This is a genomic window from Mesorhizobium sp. P5_C1, assembly GCF_054049815.1.
The window spans coordinates 1-16,071 of sequence record NZ_JBFULQ010000094.1 but is presented as its reverse complement, the minus strand read 5'-3'; the positions used below and the strand labels follow the sequence as shown (position 1 = coordinate 16,071).

Genomic DNA, 16,071 nt, shown 5'->3' with positions numbered 1-16,071 from the left:
CACCGCATCGAGATCTACTGTTCGGACTACCAGACGGTCGACCCGGACCTCGAGCCGATCAAATGGGACCTCAAGGACCCGCAGCGGCAGACGCTGTGGGGTGCGCCAGCACCCAAAAGCTGGTTCGAGGAGGGTAGCAGCTTTGCCGGGGTTGCGGCGCGCCAGCCGGATCTAACGGCTTCGCCGATCATCGCGCCATGAGTGTTTCGAAAATGATGTCTGCGTTCCTTCGCGCCCCCCTCTGTCCTGCCGGACATCTCCCCCTCAAGGGGGGAGATTGGATGTCACCTCTGCCTTTGCCAATTTTCAACGCTGCAAGAAGAGCGGTAGCCGCACGAACTGCCAATCTCCCCCCTAGAGGGGGAGATGTCCGGCAGGACAGAGGGGGGCGCCGTAGAGCATCAACCTCGCCCACATCCACCAAGACCACCGGCGGAGTCCCGGCATGAGCCCCGCAAGGCTCGCCACCTTCACCGTCGGCGGCAAGGCACGGTATGGCGCGATCACCGGCAAGGGCGTCGTTGACCTGTCGGCCCGCTACGGCCAGTGGCCGACGCTGCGCGAAGTGATCGAGGCCGGCGCCCTGCGGCGGCTGGCGGAGGAGGCCGAGGCCTTGGCCGCCGATTTCGCGCTCGACGCCATCGCCTACGACATCCCTGTCCCGTCGCCGGAAAAGATCATCTGCGTCGGCGTCAACTATCCGGACCGCAACGAGGAGTACAAGGACGGGCATGCGGCGCCGGCCAATCCGTCGCTGTTCATCCGCTTCCCCCGCTCTTTCGTCGGCCATGGCGCGCCGCTGGTGCGGCCGCCGGAATCCCCTCAGCTCGACTATGAGGGCGAGATCGCCATCGTCATCGGCAAGGGCGGCCGGCGCATCGCGGAGACCGACGCGCTCGGCCACATTGCTGCACTCTCGCTGTGCAACGAAGGCACCATCCGCGACTGGGTGCGCCATGCCAAGTTCAACGTCACGCAAGGCAAGAATTTCGACCGCAGCGGCTCGATCGGTCCCTGGCTGGTGCCGTTCACGGACGAGGCGCAGATCGCCGACATTACGCTTTCCACCCGGGTCAATGGCGAGCTGCGCCAGCAGGACCGCACCAGCCGCATGATCTTTTCCTTCCGCAAGATCATCGCCTACATCTCGACCTTCACCACGCTGGTGCCTGGCGATATCATCGTCACCGGCACGCCGACCGGTGCCGGCGCGCGCTTCGACCCGCCGGTCTGGCTGAATCCGGGCGACGTGATCGAGGTCGAGGCAGACGGCATCGGCGTGTTGCACAACAGCGTCGTCGACGAGGCAGCGACATGACCCCGGAGCAAGTGGAAGACGCCGCCAACCGGCTGTTCGAGGCCGAGCGTTCGCGCCGCCAGATCCGGCTGCTCAGCCTCGACTTCCCCGAGGCGACGATGGAGGACGCCTATCGCGTGCAGGCCGCTCTGGTGACGCGCAAGATCGATGCCGGGCTGAAACCGAAGGGCTGGAAGATCGGCCTGACCTCCAAGGCGATGCAGTATGCGCTGGCCATCGACACGCCGGATTCGGGCGTGCTGTTCGACGACATGTTCTTCAACGACGGTGCGACGATTCCCGCCGGCCGCTTCATCCAGCCGCGTGTCGAGGCCGAGATCGCCTTCGTCATGAAAGCGCCGCTCAATGGTCCCGGCGTGACCCTCTTCGACGTGCTCAACGCCACCGACTACATCACGCCGGCGCTCGAAATCCTCGACACGCGCATCGAGCGCGTCAATGCGGAGACGAAGAAGACGCGCACCTTCTTCGACACGATTTCCGACAATGCCGCCAATGCCGGCATCGTCATCGGCGGGCGGCCGCAACGACCCGATGAAGCCGACATGCGTTGGATCGGCGCCATCGTCTCGCGCAATGCCGAGGTCGAGGAGACCGGGCTTGGCGCCGGCGTGCTCAACCATCCGGCGATGGGCATTGCCTGGCTGGCGGACAGGCTCGCCCGTTACGGCATGTCGATCGCGGCCGGCGAGGTGGTTCTCTCGGGGTCCTTCGTGCGGCCAGTCGAGGCGCGGCCCGGAGACACCATCGTCGCCGATTTCGGCAGTTCAGGCACGGTCAGCATTCACTTCGCCTGACCGGCAGGCCAGCGCCGGTCACTCACCATGCAGATAGTCGATCACCACATCGGCTGCGATGGCCGACATGCGCATGCCGACATCCCTGGTGATGTCGCCTTCGACGCGGCTCTGCACCCAGCCGAGGAAGGCGAAAGCGCGCAACGCTGAAAACAGCGGCAGTGCGGCGATGTCCTGCGCCGTCAGTCCCCGCAACTGCCGATAACCGTCGAGCAGGGCGGCCTCGATCAGCGGATGGATCGCCTCCTCGCGGTTCTGGTAGAGGGCAACGGCAAGATCGTACATGTGCCAGCCATAGCCGCAATCGTCGAAATCGATGATGCGGATCGCGCCGTCGTGGACGAGCACGTTCTCGCGCACCAGATCGGCATGGATGATGCCGAAATTACGGGCGCTGCGTTCATGCTCCGAGAGCGCCTTCACGGCCTTGTCCCGCGCCTGGAAAACCAGCTCGCGGCGAAGACGGTCGAGGAAGGGCGAGGTCTCGAAGCGGCCCCAGGTCGGGGCCGGGCCGAAGAAGCCGTCGAAATCCCAGGCATGGCGGGTAAAGCCGGCGGGCGGCGTCCAGGCGGCGGTGACATTGTGCATATGCGCGATGGTTCGCCCGATCGCGGTGAAGACCTGCCTTGCCTGCTCGGGCGTGTAATCCAGCGGCACGCCTCGCGCCCCAACGGCGCGGCCTTCCAGCCAGCTGAGACAGTCGACCTGGCGAGGCGGCGCCGATGTGCCGGTATCGACCGGCACGAACAGGTCGCCGCTCAGCGCCGCGAGCGGAGACGGCGTGGCGACGCCGGCCGACTGCAGGAAGGACATCCATTGCAGTTCCGAGCGCAGCGCGGCGTCAGAATGATAGCCAAGCCGGTGAACGCGCATGGCTGCCGGTTGTCCATCCGGCAGGCGAACCCGAAACACTGCGTTCTCGCGGAATTTCAGCAGCTCTGGCTCACCGACGCGGATGCCCCAATGCTGGAGCGCGCGCCGCGCCAGTTCAGTGACGGTGGCGGCATCTTCCGGTTCGGACGGTACGGAAACAGCGTTCACGCCGGCACTCCGCCGACTTCGTCCAGCACCTCGTCGAGCGTGCCGATCAGGAAGGCGGCATCGTCGCGGGAAAACGGCATGGGCGGACGGATCTTCAGCACATTGCCGTGGATGCCGGTCTTGCCCATCAGCACACCGCGATGGCGCATCCGGTTGGCAACTTGCTCGGCAAGGTCTGATGCCGGCTCGCGCGTCTTGCGGTCGTGAACCAGCTCGGCGCCGAAAAACAGTCCGGCGCCCCTGACCTCGCCGATGCATTCGTGGCGTTCGGCCAGCGGGCGCAGCAGGCCCTGCGCATAGGCGCCGACATCGCGTGCGTTGGCGGCAAGATCTTCCTGCTCCAGAACATCGAGAACGGCATTCGCCACCACGCAGGATACCGGGTTGCCGCCAAAAGTGTTGAAGTAGCGGAAAGCGTCGCGGAAGGTCGCCAGGATCTCCCTGGTGGTGACCACGGCGGCGACCGGGTGGCCGTTGCCCATCGGCTTGCCCATGGTGACGATGTCGGGAACGAAGCCGGCGCGCTGATGGCCCCAGAAATGGCTGCCGGTGCGGCCGAATCCCGGCTGCACCTCGTCGGCGATGACCAGGCCGCCGGCTTCGCGCACCGCGCGCAGCGCGTCATCGAAGAATCCGGACGGCAGCACCGGAAAGCCTTCGTTGGCGAGCAGCGGACACAGGATGATGCCGGACAGGCCGATGCCGTCCTGCTCGAGCGAGGCGATCGCTTCGCGCACGGCGCCGCCAAAGGCCTTGCCGTTGGCCATCGCATCCGGATGGCGATAGCTGTCGGGCGCCGGCACCAGCTTGACATGGCGGGCGCGGCCACCGACCGGCGGCATGCGCGTGCTGAGCTGCGAAACCGCTGCCGTGTTGCCGTGATAGGTGGCGTCGGTGGCGATGATGCCCATGCGGCCGGTGGCGGCCTGCGCCATGCGCAACGCGATGTCGTTGGCTTCGCTGCCGGTGCAGGTGAGGATGGCGGTGGACAGGGTGGCATCGAAAGTCGCGGTCAGCCGCTCGACATAGTCGAGGATGGCGGTGTGCAGATAGCGCGTGTGGGTGTTGAGCAGGCTTGCCTGCCGGCACAGGGCCTCGACTACATGCGGATGGCAATGGCCGACATGCGCGACATTGTTGTAGGCATCGAGATATTTGCGGCCGTCGGCGTCATAGAGCCAGACGCCTTCGCCGCGCACCAGATGCACGGGCTTGTCATAGAACAATTGCGATTTCGCGCCGAGTAGCTGGGAACGCCGGCTAACCAGCGCCTCAGCACCCTCATTTTGCTGCCCCACTTTTTCCTGCGAATAAGCCATTTGCGTTCCGAAACTCCGTTGTAGCCGCGTCAGACCTTCGACAGGCCTGCGTCCAGTGCTTCGCCGATCTTCACAACATCGGCGGCGCTGATGATCAGCGGCGGCGACAGGATGATGTTGTTGCCCGAAACGCGCAGCATGACGCCGGCTTCGTAGGCCGCCTCCGAAACCACGGCCATGGTCTTCTTGTCGGTCGGCTTCTTGGTGGCGCGATCCGAGACCAGTTCAAGYGCCGCCATCAGGCCCTTGTACCTGACATCGCCGACGATGGCGTGTCGGGCCTTCAGCCCTTCCAGCACAGATGCCAGTTCGATGCCCCGCGCGGCCGCGTTCTCGTTCAGGCGAAGCCGTTTGGTTTCGGCAAGCGCCGCCAGCCCGGCCGCGCAGCCGACCGGATGGCCGGAATAGGTGTAGCCGTGGCCGATCGAACCGAAGCTGGTTTTGTCGGCTTCAAAAACGTCTGCAACCTTTGCGCCGATCAGGGTGGCGCCGAGCGGAAAATAGCCGGAGGTGATCGCCTTGGCGATGGTCATGAAATCCGGCTTCACGCCCGACAGCCTGGAGCCCGACCATGCGCCCGAGCGGCCGAAGCCCGTGACCACTTCGTCGGCGATCAAAAGGATCTCGTGGCGGTCGCAGATCTCGCGCACCAGCGGCATGAAGCTCTCATGCGGAACGATGACGCCGCCGGCGCCGAGAACCGGTTCCATGATGAAGGCGCCGATGGTGTCACCGCCCTGGAAGGCGATCTCGTCCTCCAGCGCCTTGGCGCACAGTTTCGCCAACCGCGCCGGGTCGGTCTCGTCGAACGGGTTGCGGAAGGTCCACGGCGCCGGGATGTGGAAGACACCGGGCAGCAGCGGCTCGTAGTTGCGGCGGAAATTGGCGTTGCCGTTGACCGAGGCGCCGCCGAAATGGGTGCCGTGGTAGCCCTTCTTCAGCGCGAGGAATTTGGTGCGGTCGCCCTGGCCGCGAATCTTCCAGTATTGCCGGGCCAGCCGTAGCGCGGTTTCGACCGAGTCCGAGCCGCCCGAGGTGAAGAAGGTCCGCACCATGCCCTCCGGCTCGAACCATTCACTGAGCTCGTAGGCGAGCTCAATCGACGGTCCGGTCGAGGTGCCGCGGAAGCCGGAATAGTAGGGAAGCGCAGTGAGCTGGTCCGCGATTGCCTTTTTGATCGGGTCGCAGCTGTAGCCGAGATTGACGTTCCACAGGCCGCCGACGGCGTCGAGCACGCTTCTGCCATCGATGTCGGTGACGGTGACCCCCTCGCCCTTCATGATGATCTTCGGCGGATTTGCCCGCATCTCGGCCGGATGCGCCATCGGATGCCAAATCGGCTTGGCGTTTGTCTCGGTGAGGAAATTGATGTCGCGCATGGCAGGCTCCGCAAATGGTCTAGGCAGCTGGGACGAGGTCAAAATGGCCGAGGGCTTCGGCATAGGAAAGTGCTGGCCGTGCAACGTCGAAATGAACGGTGTGCATGCCGGCAGCGCGACCGCCATCGACATTGCGCTGCTGGTCGTCGACGAAGACGCAAGACTCGGCAGGCAGGCCGAGCGCCTCGGTGACGAAGGCATAGGCGCGAGGGTCGGGTTTGAGGATACCGGTATAGGTGGCGTCGACTATGATGTCGAACAGGCCGAGCAGCGGCAGCCGCCGGCGGAAGTCGGCGCCGTAGAAGAGGTCGAGCTCGTTGGACAGGATGGCCAGCCGAAAGCCCGCCGCGTGGACGGCGCGGATGGCGCTGTCGGCCTCGGGCCGCACCACCTTTTGCGGCTCCGCGCCGCGCGCACGCTGGACGAAGGTCTCCATCGCCTGCCAGTCCTCGCCGACGAGCCGGCCGACTTCGCTTGTGCGGGTACGCCAGTAGTCGCGCTCGCTGATCTCGTCGGCCTGCATCGCGCGCCAGAGCGGATCGCTGTCCGGATCGAACGGCCCGCGCCATTGCAGCGTGCCTAGCTTTAGGCCGAGCGCCAGTTCGGTCAAGGCATGGGTCTCGAACAGCGTCCGGGTGACGACACCGCCGAAATCCAGGACCAGCGCCTGGGCCAAAGGAACGCTCAAGCGGCTTCTCCCTTGGCTGGTGCACCGCGCGGAACAATGCCTTCCTCGACCCATCGGTCGAAGATCTCGAGCGCCTTGCCGACGAAGTCGTCACTGTTGATGTGGGCGTCGATCTCGTGGAACTCCACACCAACAGGCATGGCCTTGCGCATTTCGTCGGCGAAGGCGGCGAGAGCCTCCGGCTCGTAGAGCGGCTCGCCCGGCATGTCCCATTCCTGGATGCCGCCGGAGGGCAGGATGAAGGCGGCGCGCCCTTTCGCCGCGCCGAGCTTGGCGGCGATGGTCCTGGCGACCTGGCGGCGATCGTTGGCATCGACGGTGACCGAACCGATCAGCCTGTTATGAGCGTGGAACGGGCGTTGCGCAAATTTAGCCGGCAATTCCTGCCAGGTCGGCAGGTCGACCATGTCGACGGCTCCGGGCGCCGCGATCTGCGGAATGCCGCGGGCGCCGGCATTCTCCAGCCGGTCGATGCCGGAACTGACGACGGAGCCGGCGAGATGGTTGGTGATTTCCTGCAGGCTGAAGTCGAACACCGCGCAGAAATGGCCTTGCCCGGCAATCGATTCGAAGGCGCGGCCGCCCATTCCGGTGGTGTGGAAGACGGCGACATCATAACCACGCTGCTCCAGCGCAGGCTTCAGCGTCTTCATGTAGCGCAGGCAGCTGCTGCCGAGCGAGGTCATGCCGATGGTTGGGCCGGTGGCGGGAGCCGTGGCGCGCGACGCCAGCATGATCCTGGCCGCACCGACAACCGCGCCGCAGGCCTGCGAGAGAACCGCCTTGCAGATGCTGTTGAGGCCATAAAGCCCACCCGCCCAGAGGATCATCATCAGGTCGGGCGCGACGCGTTCGGGTGGGATGAGGTGCGAATAGGCTATGGTCGAGACAACGATTTTCGGCACGCCGAGCGGCAGGCAAAGCGCCACGTCGAGCGCCAGGTCGGTTCCCATCGAGCCGCCGATGGCGATGAAGCCGTCGATCTCGCCGGATTGATAAAGCTTGCGCGCCAGCTGCACGGCGCCGCCGGCCATCAGCGTCATGGCGGTGTTCTCGTCGCCGCTCGAAACGATCTCGGCGATCGTCACATCCACGGCGCGGGCAACGGCATGCTTGTCGTGATCCGGGCTGTACGGCGGGTCGCCCAGCACGCTGACATCCATCATCACCGCGCGGCCACCCGATGCCTCGATGCACTGCTTCATAAACCCGAGCTCGTCGGCCTTGGTGTCACCGGTGCCGATGACGAGGATTCGGGGCACTGTTGCCGTCTCTGCCGACATCACGCCTGCCTCCTCAGCGTTTGCAGGTTTTCGCCATTGAGGCGCATCGAAATCTCCCGTGCCGCGGCCATCACCGCAAGTCCCCGTTCCGCGATCGCCGCCGGCGTCGTCCTGGCATTCGGCGCGGCCACCGCGATGGTGCCGAGCGCAAAGCCGTCCGCCGCGCGGATTGCAGCCGCGACGCTGATCACCCCTTCCTCGAAACCCTGGTCGCAGATCGAATAGCCGCGATCGCGCGTCTCGGCGATGGATGTGGAGATGGCGGCCGGATCGATCAACGTATGCGTCGTGAAGGCCTTGAGGGAGCCCGTCAGGCATGCCTTGACGGTGTCGTCGCGGGCGAAGGCCAGATAGGCGATGCCGGAGGCGGTGGAGTGCAGCGGCAGAAGCTGGCCGATATCGATATTGACCCGGTTTGCCCAGGCCGGATGCTCGACATGGACGGTGACCAGCGCATCGACGCCGAATTCCGACAGATGCACGGTCTCGGCTGTGGACGCCGCGAGATCCCGCACCAGGGGAACCGCTGTCTGCAGGAAGGGAAAGCGCGCCTCGCGGATGCGGGCCAGACGCGACAGGCCAGCGCCGAGGCGATAGTGCCGCGTGGCGGCATCCTGTTCGACGAAGCCATGGCCGGTCAACGCCACCAGCAGCCGTCGCGTCGTCGCCTTGTCGAAGCCCGACCGGCGCGCCAGATCCGACAGCCCGAGTTCGGGCTCGTCGACGGTGAACAGCTCCAGAAGTGAGATCGCCTTGCCGACCGTACCCAACTTCGCCTCCTTCGACTAATCATTTAACGTGTGAATTAACTTGACAGGCATCGACTTTGTTTGCAAGTCTATATTCGAAATAAGGGTTCAAATAATGAACCGATATCCAGAGCAGATGGAACAGGCCGATTGGCCGGCGGACCGAAGGGTTCGCACACAGGAGGGACCAATGTCAGCAGTTACGGAGCGGGCGCCGGCCAACAGGCTGCGCAAGAACAGTCTTGGCGTCRGCGCCATCACCTTCATGGTGATTTCGGCGGCGGCACCCCTTACAGCGGTAGCCGGCGGCACACCGCTCGGCATGTTGATGGGCAACGGCGCCGGCTTTGCCGGCACCTATCTCATCGTGACCATCCTGCTGCTCTTGTTTGCGGTCGGCTATGTGACGATGTCGCGTCACGTCGGCAATGCCGGCGCCTTCTACGCCTATGCGGCGCGTGGACTCGGCGGCCTGGCTGGCGGCGCCACGGCGCTGATCGCCATCCTGTCCTACAATGCCATGCAGATCGGCGTCATGGGCCTGCTCGGCGCGGCGACGGCCGGATTGTTTGCCGGCTGGGGCATCAATTTGCCCTGGTGGGTATGGAGTTTCATCGCCATCGCGCTGGTCGCCGTGCTCGGCTTTCGCCAAGTCGACCTGTCGGCCAAGATCCTAACGGTGCTGGTCCTGTGCGAATATCTGGTGGTGCTGGTCCTCGACATCGCCATCCTCAAGACCGGCGGCGATAGCGGGCTGTCGGCGGCGCCGTTCAGCTGGAGCCAGATCACATCAGGTGCACCGGCCATCGCCATCCTGTTCTGCTTTGCCGCCTTCATCGGTTTCGAGGCGACGACCATCTATGCCGAGGAAGCCCGCGACCCCGAGGTCACGGTTCCGCGCGCCACCTATTTCTCCGTGCTGCTGATCGGCGTCTTCTACATGTTCACGGCATGGCTGATGGCGGTCGGCGCCGGTGTCGACAAGCTGCTGCCGGCGCTGCAGGGACTGCAGGACCCGACGACCTTCCTGTTCGGCCTGTCCGACCGTTACGCCGGAACGATGCTGTCGCATGCGATGAGCATCCTGTTCGTGTCGAGCCTGTTTGCCGGCGTGCTGGCGTTCCACAATGCGGTTGCCCGCTACATCTACGTCTCGGGCCGCGAAAAGCTTCTGCCGCAGACGATCGGCGTGACCCATTCGGTGCATCAGAGCCCGCATGTCGCGTCAGTCATCCAGAGCGCGCTGGCGGCAATCGTCGTCGGGCTGTTCGCCGTGCTCGGCCTCGATCCGGTGCTGGCGCTGTTTTCGTGGCTGACCAATGTCGCAACGCTCGGCGTCATCGTCATGATGGCGGTGGCGTCGCTCGCCGTGGTGATGTTCTTCCGCGCCAATCCAGCCGCCCGGGAGAATGCGCTGAAGACCACCATCCTGCCCGGGCTGACCTTCATCGCCTTCGTCGTCATCATCTACCTGATCGTCATCAATTTCGGCAGCCTGTCAGGCGCCGGCGGCTTCCTTGGCGTGTTCCTGCCGGGGTTGGTGCTGATTGCTGCAATTGTCGGATTGCTGCTGGCAAGCGCGCTGAAGAGCCGCGATCCGGTCGCCTTCGAAAATCTCGGTCAGCCGTTGAAAGACTGAGCGCGGGGGCGGCGCATCATGCCGCCCACCACTGCATGTTTCCTTGAAGTGAGAAGACAATGATCAGCCAGAATGCCATCGACGCGCTGCGCAAGACGGAGATCGGGGCGCGGCGCCTGTTCATCGATGGCGCACAGATCGATGGCATGAGCGGCGCGAGCCTGCCGGTGACGTCGCCGATCGACGGCCGTCCCTTCGCCAGCATAGCCGACGGCAATGCCGCCGACATCGACCGTGCCGTCAGGTCGGCGCGCAAGGCATTCGAGAAAGGTTCGTGGTCGCGCTCGGCACCCGCCTTCCGCAAGAAGGTGCTGACAAGACTTGCCGAGCTGGTCGAAAAGCATGCCGACGAACTGGCCGTGCTCGGCGTCCGCGACAACGGCACCGAAATCGGCATGGCCTACAAGGCCGAACCGCTGTCGGCGGCAGGCACCATCCGTTACTATGCCGAGGCGATCGACAAGATCTATGGCGAGATCGCGCCGACGGCCGAGAACGTGCTCGGGCTGATCCACAAGGAGCCGCTCGGCGTCGTCGGCGTCATCATGCCGTGGAACTTTCCGCTGATGATCGGCGCCTGGAAGATCGCGCCCGCGCTCGCCGCCGGCAATTGCGTGGTGGTCAAGCCGCCGGAGATCGCTTCGCTGACGCTGCTGCGGCTGGCTGAATTGGCAAGCGAGGCCGGACTTCCGGCCGGTGTGCTCAACGTCGTCACCGGGCGCGGCGCGGTCACCGGTGAAGCGCTCGGCCTGCATATGGATGTCGACGCCATCGCCTTCACCGGGTCGGCGCCTGTCGGCCGGCGGCTGCTCGAATATTCCGCGCGTTCCAATTTGAAGCGGGTCTTCCTCGAACTCGGCGGCAAGTCGCCCAACATCGTCTTTGCCGACGCCCCGGACCTGAAGCAGGCGGCGGTCGTCTCGGCCAATGGCATCTTCCGCAATTCCGGCCAGGTTTGTGTCGCCGGCTCGCGCCTGCTCGTCCAGGCATCCGTCTATGACCGTTTCATGGGCGAGCTGCTCTTGGCGACCACGCGGCTGAAGGTCGGCGATCCGCTCGATCTCTCAAGCGACGTCGGCGCGGTGTCGAGCTCCGAACAGCTGGACAAGAATCTCGGCTTCGTCGAGCGGGCGCAAGCCGAAGGCGCCCGGCTGGTCACCGGCGGCGAACGGATACTTGCCGAGACCGGCGGCAGCTACATGGCACCGACGATCTTCGAAAACGTGACGCAGGACATGCAGCTTGCCCGCGAGGAGGTGTTCGGTCCGGTGCTCGGCGTCATGCGCTTCGAGACCGAGGAGGAGGCGGTGCGGCTTGCCAACTCGACAGTCTATGGACTTGCGGCGGCGGTCTGGACAGCCAACCTTTCCACCGCGCATCGCATGGTGCGCGCCATCAATGCCGGCGTCGTCCACGTCAACACCTATGGCGGCGCCGACATCACCGTGCCGCTCGGCGGCGTCAAGCAGTCCGGCTTCGGCCGCGACAAGTCGCTGCACGCGCTGGAGAAATATCTCGACCTGAAGACCGGCTGGATCGCTCTCTGAGACCGGCGGCAGCCGGTTCTCTTGGAATCTGCCTCCCTCTCAGGGCGCGCCGGGATCGACTGTAGGCCCCGCCGCGGTCGGTCCGGCGGCGTCTTGTGCTCACTCTCCTGAAATTTTTGAGAGAATATTCCTGGCTTTGACGAGAACGGCGAAACGCGTTCTTTGATAAAATCGATAGAATTTCTGACGATGTGCTCAAGGCTCGGCAATCCGCCTGGCTGCCATGACTTCACAACCGCAGAGATCAATCATGACTGACTCCAAAAACACTTTGCCATCTTCCCTTTGGTCAACCCTCAACCGGCGCAGTGGCCTTGCTCTGCTGTTCGCATCGGCTGTCGCCATCGGCAGCCTGATGGCGCCTCATGCGTCGTTCGCCGAGGACAAGAAGGCGATCAAGGTCGGCATCATCAGCGGCGAGGACGAGGATGTCTGGCGCGTCGTTGTCGCGCAGGCGGCCGAAAAGGGCCTCACCATCGAGACCGTGGTGTTCAACGACTATACCCAGCCCAACGAAGCGCTCGAGCGCGGCGAGATCGACGCCAACGCCTTCCAGCACCAGCCCTATCTCGACAACCAGATCAAGACACAAGGCTACCACATCGTCCGCGTCGGCTATACCGGCGTCTGGCCGATCGGTCTCTACTCGAAGAAGTACACCAAAGTCGCCGACCTGCCCGAAGGCGCGGTCATCGGCGTGCCGAACGATCCGTCCAACGAAGGCCGGGCGCTGCGCGTGCTGCAGAACGAGGGCGTGATCAAGCTGAAGGACGGCACCGGCATTCTGGCCACCACCGCCGACATCGCCGAGAACGCCAAAAAGGTGGTGATCAAGGAGCTCGACGCCGGCATCGTCGGCCGCTCGGTCGAGGATCTCGACGCCGCCGTGGTCAACACGGACTGGGCGCTGAAAAGCGGCCTGACGCCGGAAAACCGCATCGCGCAGGAGCCCATCGCCGACAATCCCTATCGCAACTTCATCGCGGTGAAGGTCGGCAATGAGAACGAGACCTGGGTGAAGACGCTGGTGGCGTCCTATCAGAACGAGGCGGTGAAGGCCGAGTTCGACAAGGTCTACAAAGGCACCGGCCTCAGCGCCTACTAGGCATATGCGGGCGCTGACATGCCTGCTTTTGCCGGGAAAGCGGTCCGCGCAACGCGCGGGCCGCAATTGTATTTCTAGGGATCCGCGCATGAACCAGCATTTTACCGCAACCGCCGAGACCACGGACCAGCCGGGCGCAACACCGCAGGACGTGGTGCGCCTTGTCGACCTGAAGCGCCGTTTTGGCGCGACAGCGGCACTCGATGGCATCTCGCTGACGGTGCGCAAGGGCGAGATCCTCGGCATCATTGGCCGCAGCGGCGCCGGCAAATCGACGCTGATCCGCTGCCTGAACGGGCTGGAGCGGCCCGATTCCGGCGAAGTCTTCATCGAAGGCCGCGAGATTAGCCGGCTCGGCGAGCGCGATCTGCAGCCGCTGCGGCGGCGCATCGGCATGATCTTCCAGCATTTCAACCTTTTGTCGGCCAAGACGGTCGAGGACAATGTGGCGCTGCCGCTGAAGATAGAGGGCCGGCCGAAGGCCGAGCGGCTGCAGCGCGCCGCCGAATTGCTTGACCTCGTCGGCCTGTCGGAGAAGGCCAAGGCCTATCCGGCGTCGCTATCGGGCGGCCAGAAGCAGCGCGTCGGCATCGCCCGGGCGCTTGCGGCGCGGCCGGCGCTGCTGCTGTCGGACGAAGCCACTTCGGCGCTCGACCCGGAGACGACACGCTCCATCCTCGCCCTGCTGAAAGACATCAACCGGCAGCTTGGACTGACCATCCTGCTGATCACCCACGAGATGGAGGTGATCCGCTCGATCGCCGACCGGGTGGCAGTGATCGATGCCGGCCGCATCGTCGAGGAAGGGCCGGTGTGGTCGGTATTTGCCGAGCCGCGCTCCGAGATCACACGCAGCCTGCTCGGCGCCATCCGGCCGCAGCTGCCCGCCGAACTGGCCGCCCGGCTGCTGCCGTCGGCCGGCACGGAGACGGTCCTGCGCGTGGACGTGGCCGGCGAGGCGGCTCGCGGCCCATTGCTGTCCGATCTCGCCACTGCTGTTCCAGGCCCCTTCCGCCTCATCCATGGCGGCATCGACCACATCCAGCAGCAGCCCGTCGGGACGCTGTTCGTTTCTGTCCCTGGCAGCGATGCAAGCCATCTCGCCGCCGTCATCAAATTCCTGAAGGCCCGCCAGGCGCGGGTGGAGGTGCTTGGCCATGTCACCAATCCTGTTTGAGCTTCTGCTTCGTTCGATCTGGGAAACCGTGCTGATGACGGCCGCGTCCGGCCTGATCTCGCTGGTCTTCGGCCTGCCGCTGGGGCTGGCGCTGATCGCCACCGAACGCGGCGGCATCGCCGAAAGCCTATGGGTGAACCGCGCGCTCGGCGCCGTCATCAACGGCTTCCGTTCGGTGCCCTTCATCATCCTTCTGGTGGCGCTGATCCCGGTGACGCGGCTGATCGTCGGCACCTCGATCGGCACGTGGGCGGCCATCGTGCCGCTGTCGATCGCCGCCACGCCCTACTATGCGCGCATCGCCGAAGTGTCGCTGCGCGAAGTCGACCGCGGGCTAATCGAGGCGGCGCGCGCCATGGGCGGCAATCGTTGGACGATCATCCGCGAGGTGCTGGTGCCCGAAGCCCTGCCCGGCATCGTCGCCGGTTTCACGGTGACGCTGGTGACGCTGATCGGCGCCTCGGCGATGGCCGGCGCCATCGGCGCCGGTGGGCTCGGCGATCTCGCCATCCGCTACGGCTACCAGCGTTTCGAGACTAGCGTCATGATCGCCGTGGTGATCGTGCTCATCATCCTGGTCTGCGGCATCCAGTGGGCCGGCGACCGGCTGGTGGCGAGGCTGGATCGGCGGGGGTGAGGACGGGGCCGACGATCTGGGTGACGTTGTCTTCCATACGAACCTATAGCGATGCTTCTGAACCACAAGGTCCGACGATCATGGCTTGGATGAGGTCTGCGTCGCGGCGTTGGGACGAAGAAGTTCAGTAGTTGCCGACGTCGTCGTCAGGTCGACGTCCGGGACTATTCGCACCAAGGCCAGTAGCCGCCCCGTAGGCCTTCCAGGTCGCAGAGGCATATGCCGCTGCTATGCTGTACAAAAATCGGCCAAGGTGGACCTTGCGCCACTTCGGCAGTTCGTTCGTGAGCGTTTCACCTGCCTTTCCCAAAACCTCGGTGACGATGGACATTGGAGTTTCCTCTCGGATGTTGTTAGTTGCGAGAGGCAACATCGAATGCGGGGCGTGAGATGCCTGTGAAAAGCTCGTGAATATCGCGGAAAAAGCAGAAATTCAGAGTACATCGCGATGAGCCCGGCGCGGCTCGATCTCCTGGGTGGTTTTCACCTGACGTCGCCGCAGGGGAAACCCTTGGAGGTGGCCGCCAAGAAGAATAGAGCACTTCTGGGCATTCTCGCCGTAGCACCGAACCAGGAGGCGACGCGTCACAAGCTGGCTGCTCTTCTTTGGAGCGATCGAGGCGAGGAGCAGGCAAGGGACAGTCTGCGGCAGGCCCTGGCCGCTATCCGCAAGGACTTTGCCGAGTTGGGAGCGGATGCCTTGGCCCTGGTCGGGGATCGTGTCGCGCTCAATCCGAAGTTCTTCACCATCGACGCGACTGAATTCGTCGCTGCATCCGCGAGCCGTGATGCGGCCGAGCTTCGGCGGGCTGCCACCCTCTATGCCGGCCCTTTTCTTGATGGCTTGAGCACGTTTGACAACGCTTTCGAGGATTGGCTTCGCGAAGTCCGTGCCGACCTGTCCTTGCGGGCAATCGATGTGTTCCAGCTTCTGGCAGAATCGGAGAGCGGCATCGAGCGCGTTGCAATTTGCGAACGGCTGGTTGCTCTTGATCCGCTGCGGGAGCCGTCACATGTCGCGTTGATGCGGGCGCATATAGCCCTGGGTCAGGCCGCGCTCGCCATCAAGCATTATGAGGCGTGCAAGCTGTTGCTGAAGCGCGAGCTGAACCTGGAGCCAGGTGACGAGCTTCGGCTATTGCGCAAGAGCATGGACGAGACGTCCAAACCGCAAACCGGTGGCGCATCAAGCCGCGGACCAGTGGTTGCAGTTATTGCATTCGAGAATATGAGCAGCGACGCCAGCCAGGAATATTTCAGCGACGGCGTCACCGAGGACATCATCACCGAACTGGGACGATTCGGCGAACTTCATCTCATAGCGCGCAATTCCTCCTTTGTGTTCAAGGGAAAGATTGTCGACGCCGTCACCATCGCGAAGCAGTTGTCCGT

General features: G+C 64.5%; 15 protein-coding genes and 1 pseudogene. 9 read left to right on the top strand and 7 right to left on the bottom strand.

Going from position 1 to position 16,071, the window contains the following annotated elements; all coding sequences use genetic code 11:
• From ACXJ7R_RS10665 to hpaH, 3 genes and pseudogenes are all read left to right on the top strand, one after another.
• Positions 1–201: pseudogene (locus ACXJ7R_RS10665) on the top strand (3,4-dihydroxyphenylacetate 2,3-dioxygenase); the annotation flags it as partial.
• Positions 202–445: 244 nt separating this feature from the next.
• On the top strand, positions 446–1,318 hold the full coding sequence (locus ACXJ7R_RS10660; RefSeq protein WP_457151800.1) for a fumarylacetoacetate hydrolase family protein: 873 nt from the start codon (positions 446–448) through the stop codon (positions 1,316–1,318).
• The gene (hpaH, locus tag ACXJ7R_RS10655; protein WP_457151799.1) at positions 1,315–2,115 is read left to right on the top strand and encodes a 2-oxo-hept-4-ene-1,7-dioate hydratase; all 801 of its coding nucleotides are present in this window, start codon (positions 1,315–1,317) and stop codon (positions 2,113–2,115) included. Before ACXJ7R_RS10660 ends, hpaH begins: the two co-directional genes overlap by 4 nt.
• Before the next feature lie 18 nt (positions 2,116–2,133).
• Here hpaH and ACXJ7R_RS10650 read toward each other — a convergent pair whose 3' ends face one another.
• Genes ACXJ7R_RS10650 through ACXJ7R_RS10625 form a run of 6 tightly spaced genes read right to left on the bottom strand, consistent with a single transcriptional unit; the run spans position 2,134 to position 8,595 of the window.
• Positions 2,134–3,156 (bottom strand): phosphotransferase enzyme family protein, encoded by a 1,023-nt coding sequence (locus ACXJ7R_RS10650; RefSeq protein ID WP_457151798.1) that lies wholly within the window; start codon positions 3,154–3,156, stop codon positions 2,134–2,136.
• A complete protein-coding gene (locus tag ACXJ7R_RS10645; RefSeq protein ID WP_457151797.1) occupies positions 3,153–4,475 on the bottom strand; it encodes an aminotransferase class III-fold pyridoxal phosphate-dependent enzyme in 1,323 nt (440 codons plus the stop codon). The genes ACXJ7R_RS10650 and ACXJ7R_RS10645 overlap by 4 nt, the downstream gene beginning before the upstream one ends.
• A 29-nt stretch (positions 4,476–4,504) precedes the next feature.
• Positions 4,505–5,854, bottom strand: a complete 1,350-nt coding sequence (locus ACXJ7R_RS10640) for an aminotransferase class III-fold pyridoxal phosphate-dependent enzyme (protein ID WP_457151796.1) — start codon at positions 5,852–5,854, stop codon at positions 4,505–4,507.
• 19 nt (positions 5,855–5,873) lie between these two features.
• Positions 5,874–6,530 (bottom strand): HAD-IA family hydrolase, encoded by a 657-nt coding sequence (locus tag ACXJ7R_RS10635; protein ID WP_457151801.1) that lies wholly within the window; start codon positions 6,528–6,530, stop codon positions 5,874–5,876.
• Between the two features lie 8 nt (positions 6,531–6,538).
• Positions 6,539–7,825: a Tm-1-like ATP-binding domain-containing protein gene (locus ACXJ7R_RS10630; protein ID WP_457151795.1), complete on the bottom strand. Its 1,287-nt coding sequence runs from the start codon at positions 7,823–7,825 to the stop codon at positions 6,539–6,541.
• Positions 7,825–8,595 carry an IclR family transcriptional regulator gene (locus ACXJ7R_RS10625; protein ID WP_457151794.1) on the bottom strand — a complete coding sequence of 257 codons (771 nt, stop codon included), beginning with the start codon at positions 8,593–8,595 and terminating at the stop codon, positions 7,825–7,827. Before ACXJ7R_RS10625 ends, ACXJ7R_RS10630 begins: the two co-directional genes overlap by 1 nt.
• Positions 8,596–8,764: 169 nt before the next feature.
• On the opposite strand from ACXJ7R_RS10625, the gene ACXJ7R_RS10620 reads away from it, so the two are divergent.
• The 5 genes from ACXJ7R_RS10620 to ACXJ7R_RS10600 all read left to right on the top strand — a co-directional run bounded on the left by ACXJ7R_RS10620 (position 8,765) and on the right by ACXJ7R_RS10600 (position 14,679).
• The gene (locus ACXJ7R_RS10620; protein WP_457151793.1) at positions 8,765–10,213 is read left to right on the top strand and encodes an APC family permease; all 1,449 of its coding nucleotides are present in this window, start codon (positions 8,765–8,767) and stop codon (positions 10,211–10,213) included.
• A 59-nt stretch (positions 10,214–10,272) separates the two neighbouring features.
• Positions 10,273–11,760 (top strand): aldehyde dehydrogenase, encoded by a 1,488-nt coding sequence (locus ACXJ7R_RS10615; protein ID WP_457151792.1) that lies wholly within the window; start codon positions 10,273–10,275, stop codon positions 11,758–11,760.
• Positions 11,761–12,010: 250 nt separating this feature from the next.
• Positions 12,011–12,865 (top strand): MetQ/NlpA family lipoprotein, encoded by an 855-nt coding sequence (locus ACXJ7R_RS10610; protein ID WP_457151791.1) that lies wholly within the window; start codon positions 12,011–12,013, stop codon positions 12,863–12,865.
• An 88-nt stretch (positions 12,866–12,953) separates the two neighbouring features.
• On the top strand, positions 12,954–14,042 hold the full coding sequence (locus tag ACXJ7R_RS10605) for a methionine ABC transporter ATP-binding protein (RefSeq protein ID WP_457151790.1): 1,089 nt from the start codon (positions 12,954–12,956) through the stop codon (positions 14,040–14,042).
• Positions 14,023–14,679 carry a methionine ABC transporter permease gene (locus ACXJ7R_RS10600; RefSeq protein WP_127266743.1) on the top strand — a complete coding sequence of 219 codons (657 nt, stop codon included), beginning with the start codon at positions 14,023–14,025 and terminating at the stop codon, positions 14,677–14,679. Before ACXJ7R_RS10605 ends, ACXJ7R_RS10600 begins: the two co-directional genes overlap by 20 nt.
• Positions 14,680–14,803: 124 nt before the next feature.
• Here ACXJ7R_RS10600 and ACXJ7R_RS10595 read toward each other — a convergent pair whose 3' ends face one another.
• On the bottom strand, positions 14,804–15,010 hold the full coding sequence (locus ACXJ7R_RS10595) for a hypothetical protein (RefSeq protein WP_457151789.1): 207 nt from the start codon (positions 15,008–15,010) through the stop codon (positions 14,804–14,806).
• 117 nt (positions 15,011–15,127) lie between these two features.
• Between ACXJ7R_RS10595 and ACXJ7R_RS10590 the strand changes: the two genes are divergently transcribed.
• Positions 15,128–16,071: BTAD domain-containing putative transcriptional regulator (locus tag ACXJ7R_RS10590; protein ID WP_457151788.1), on the top strand; the 944-nt coding region annotated here is incomplete at its 3' end.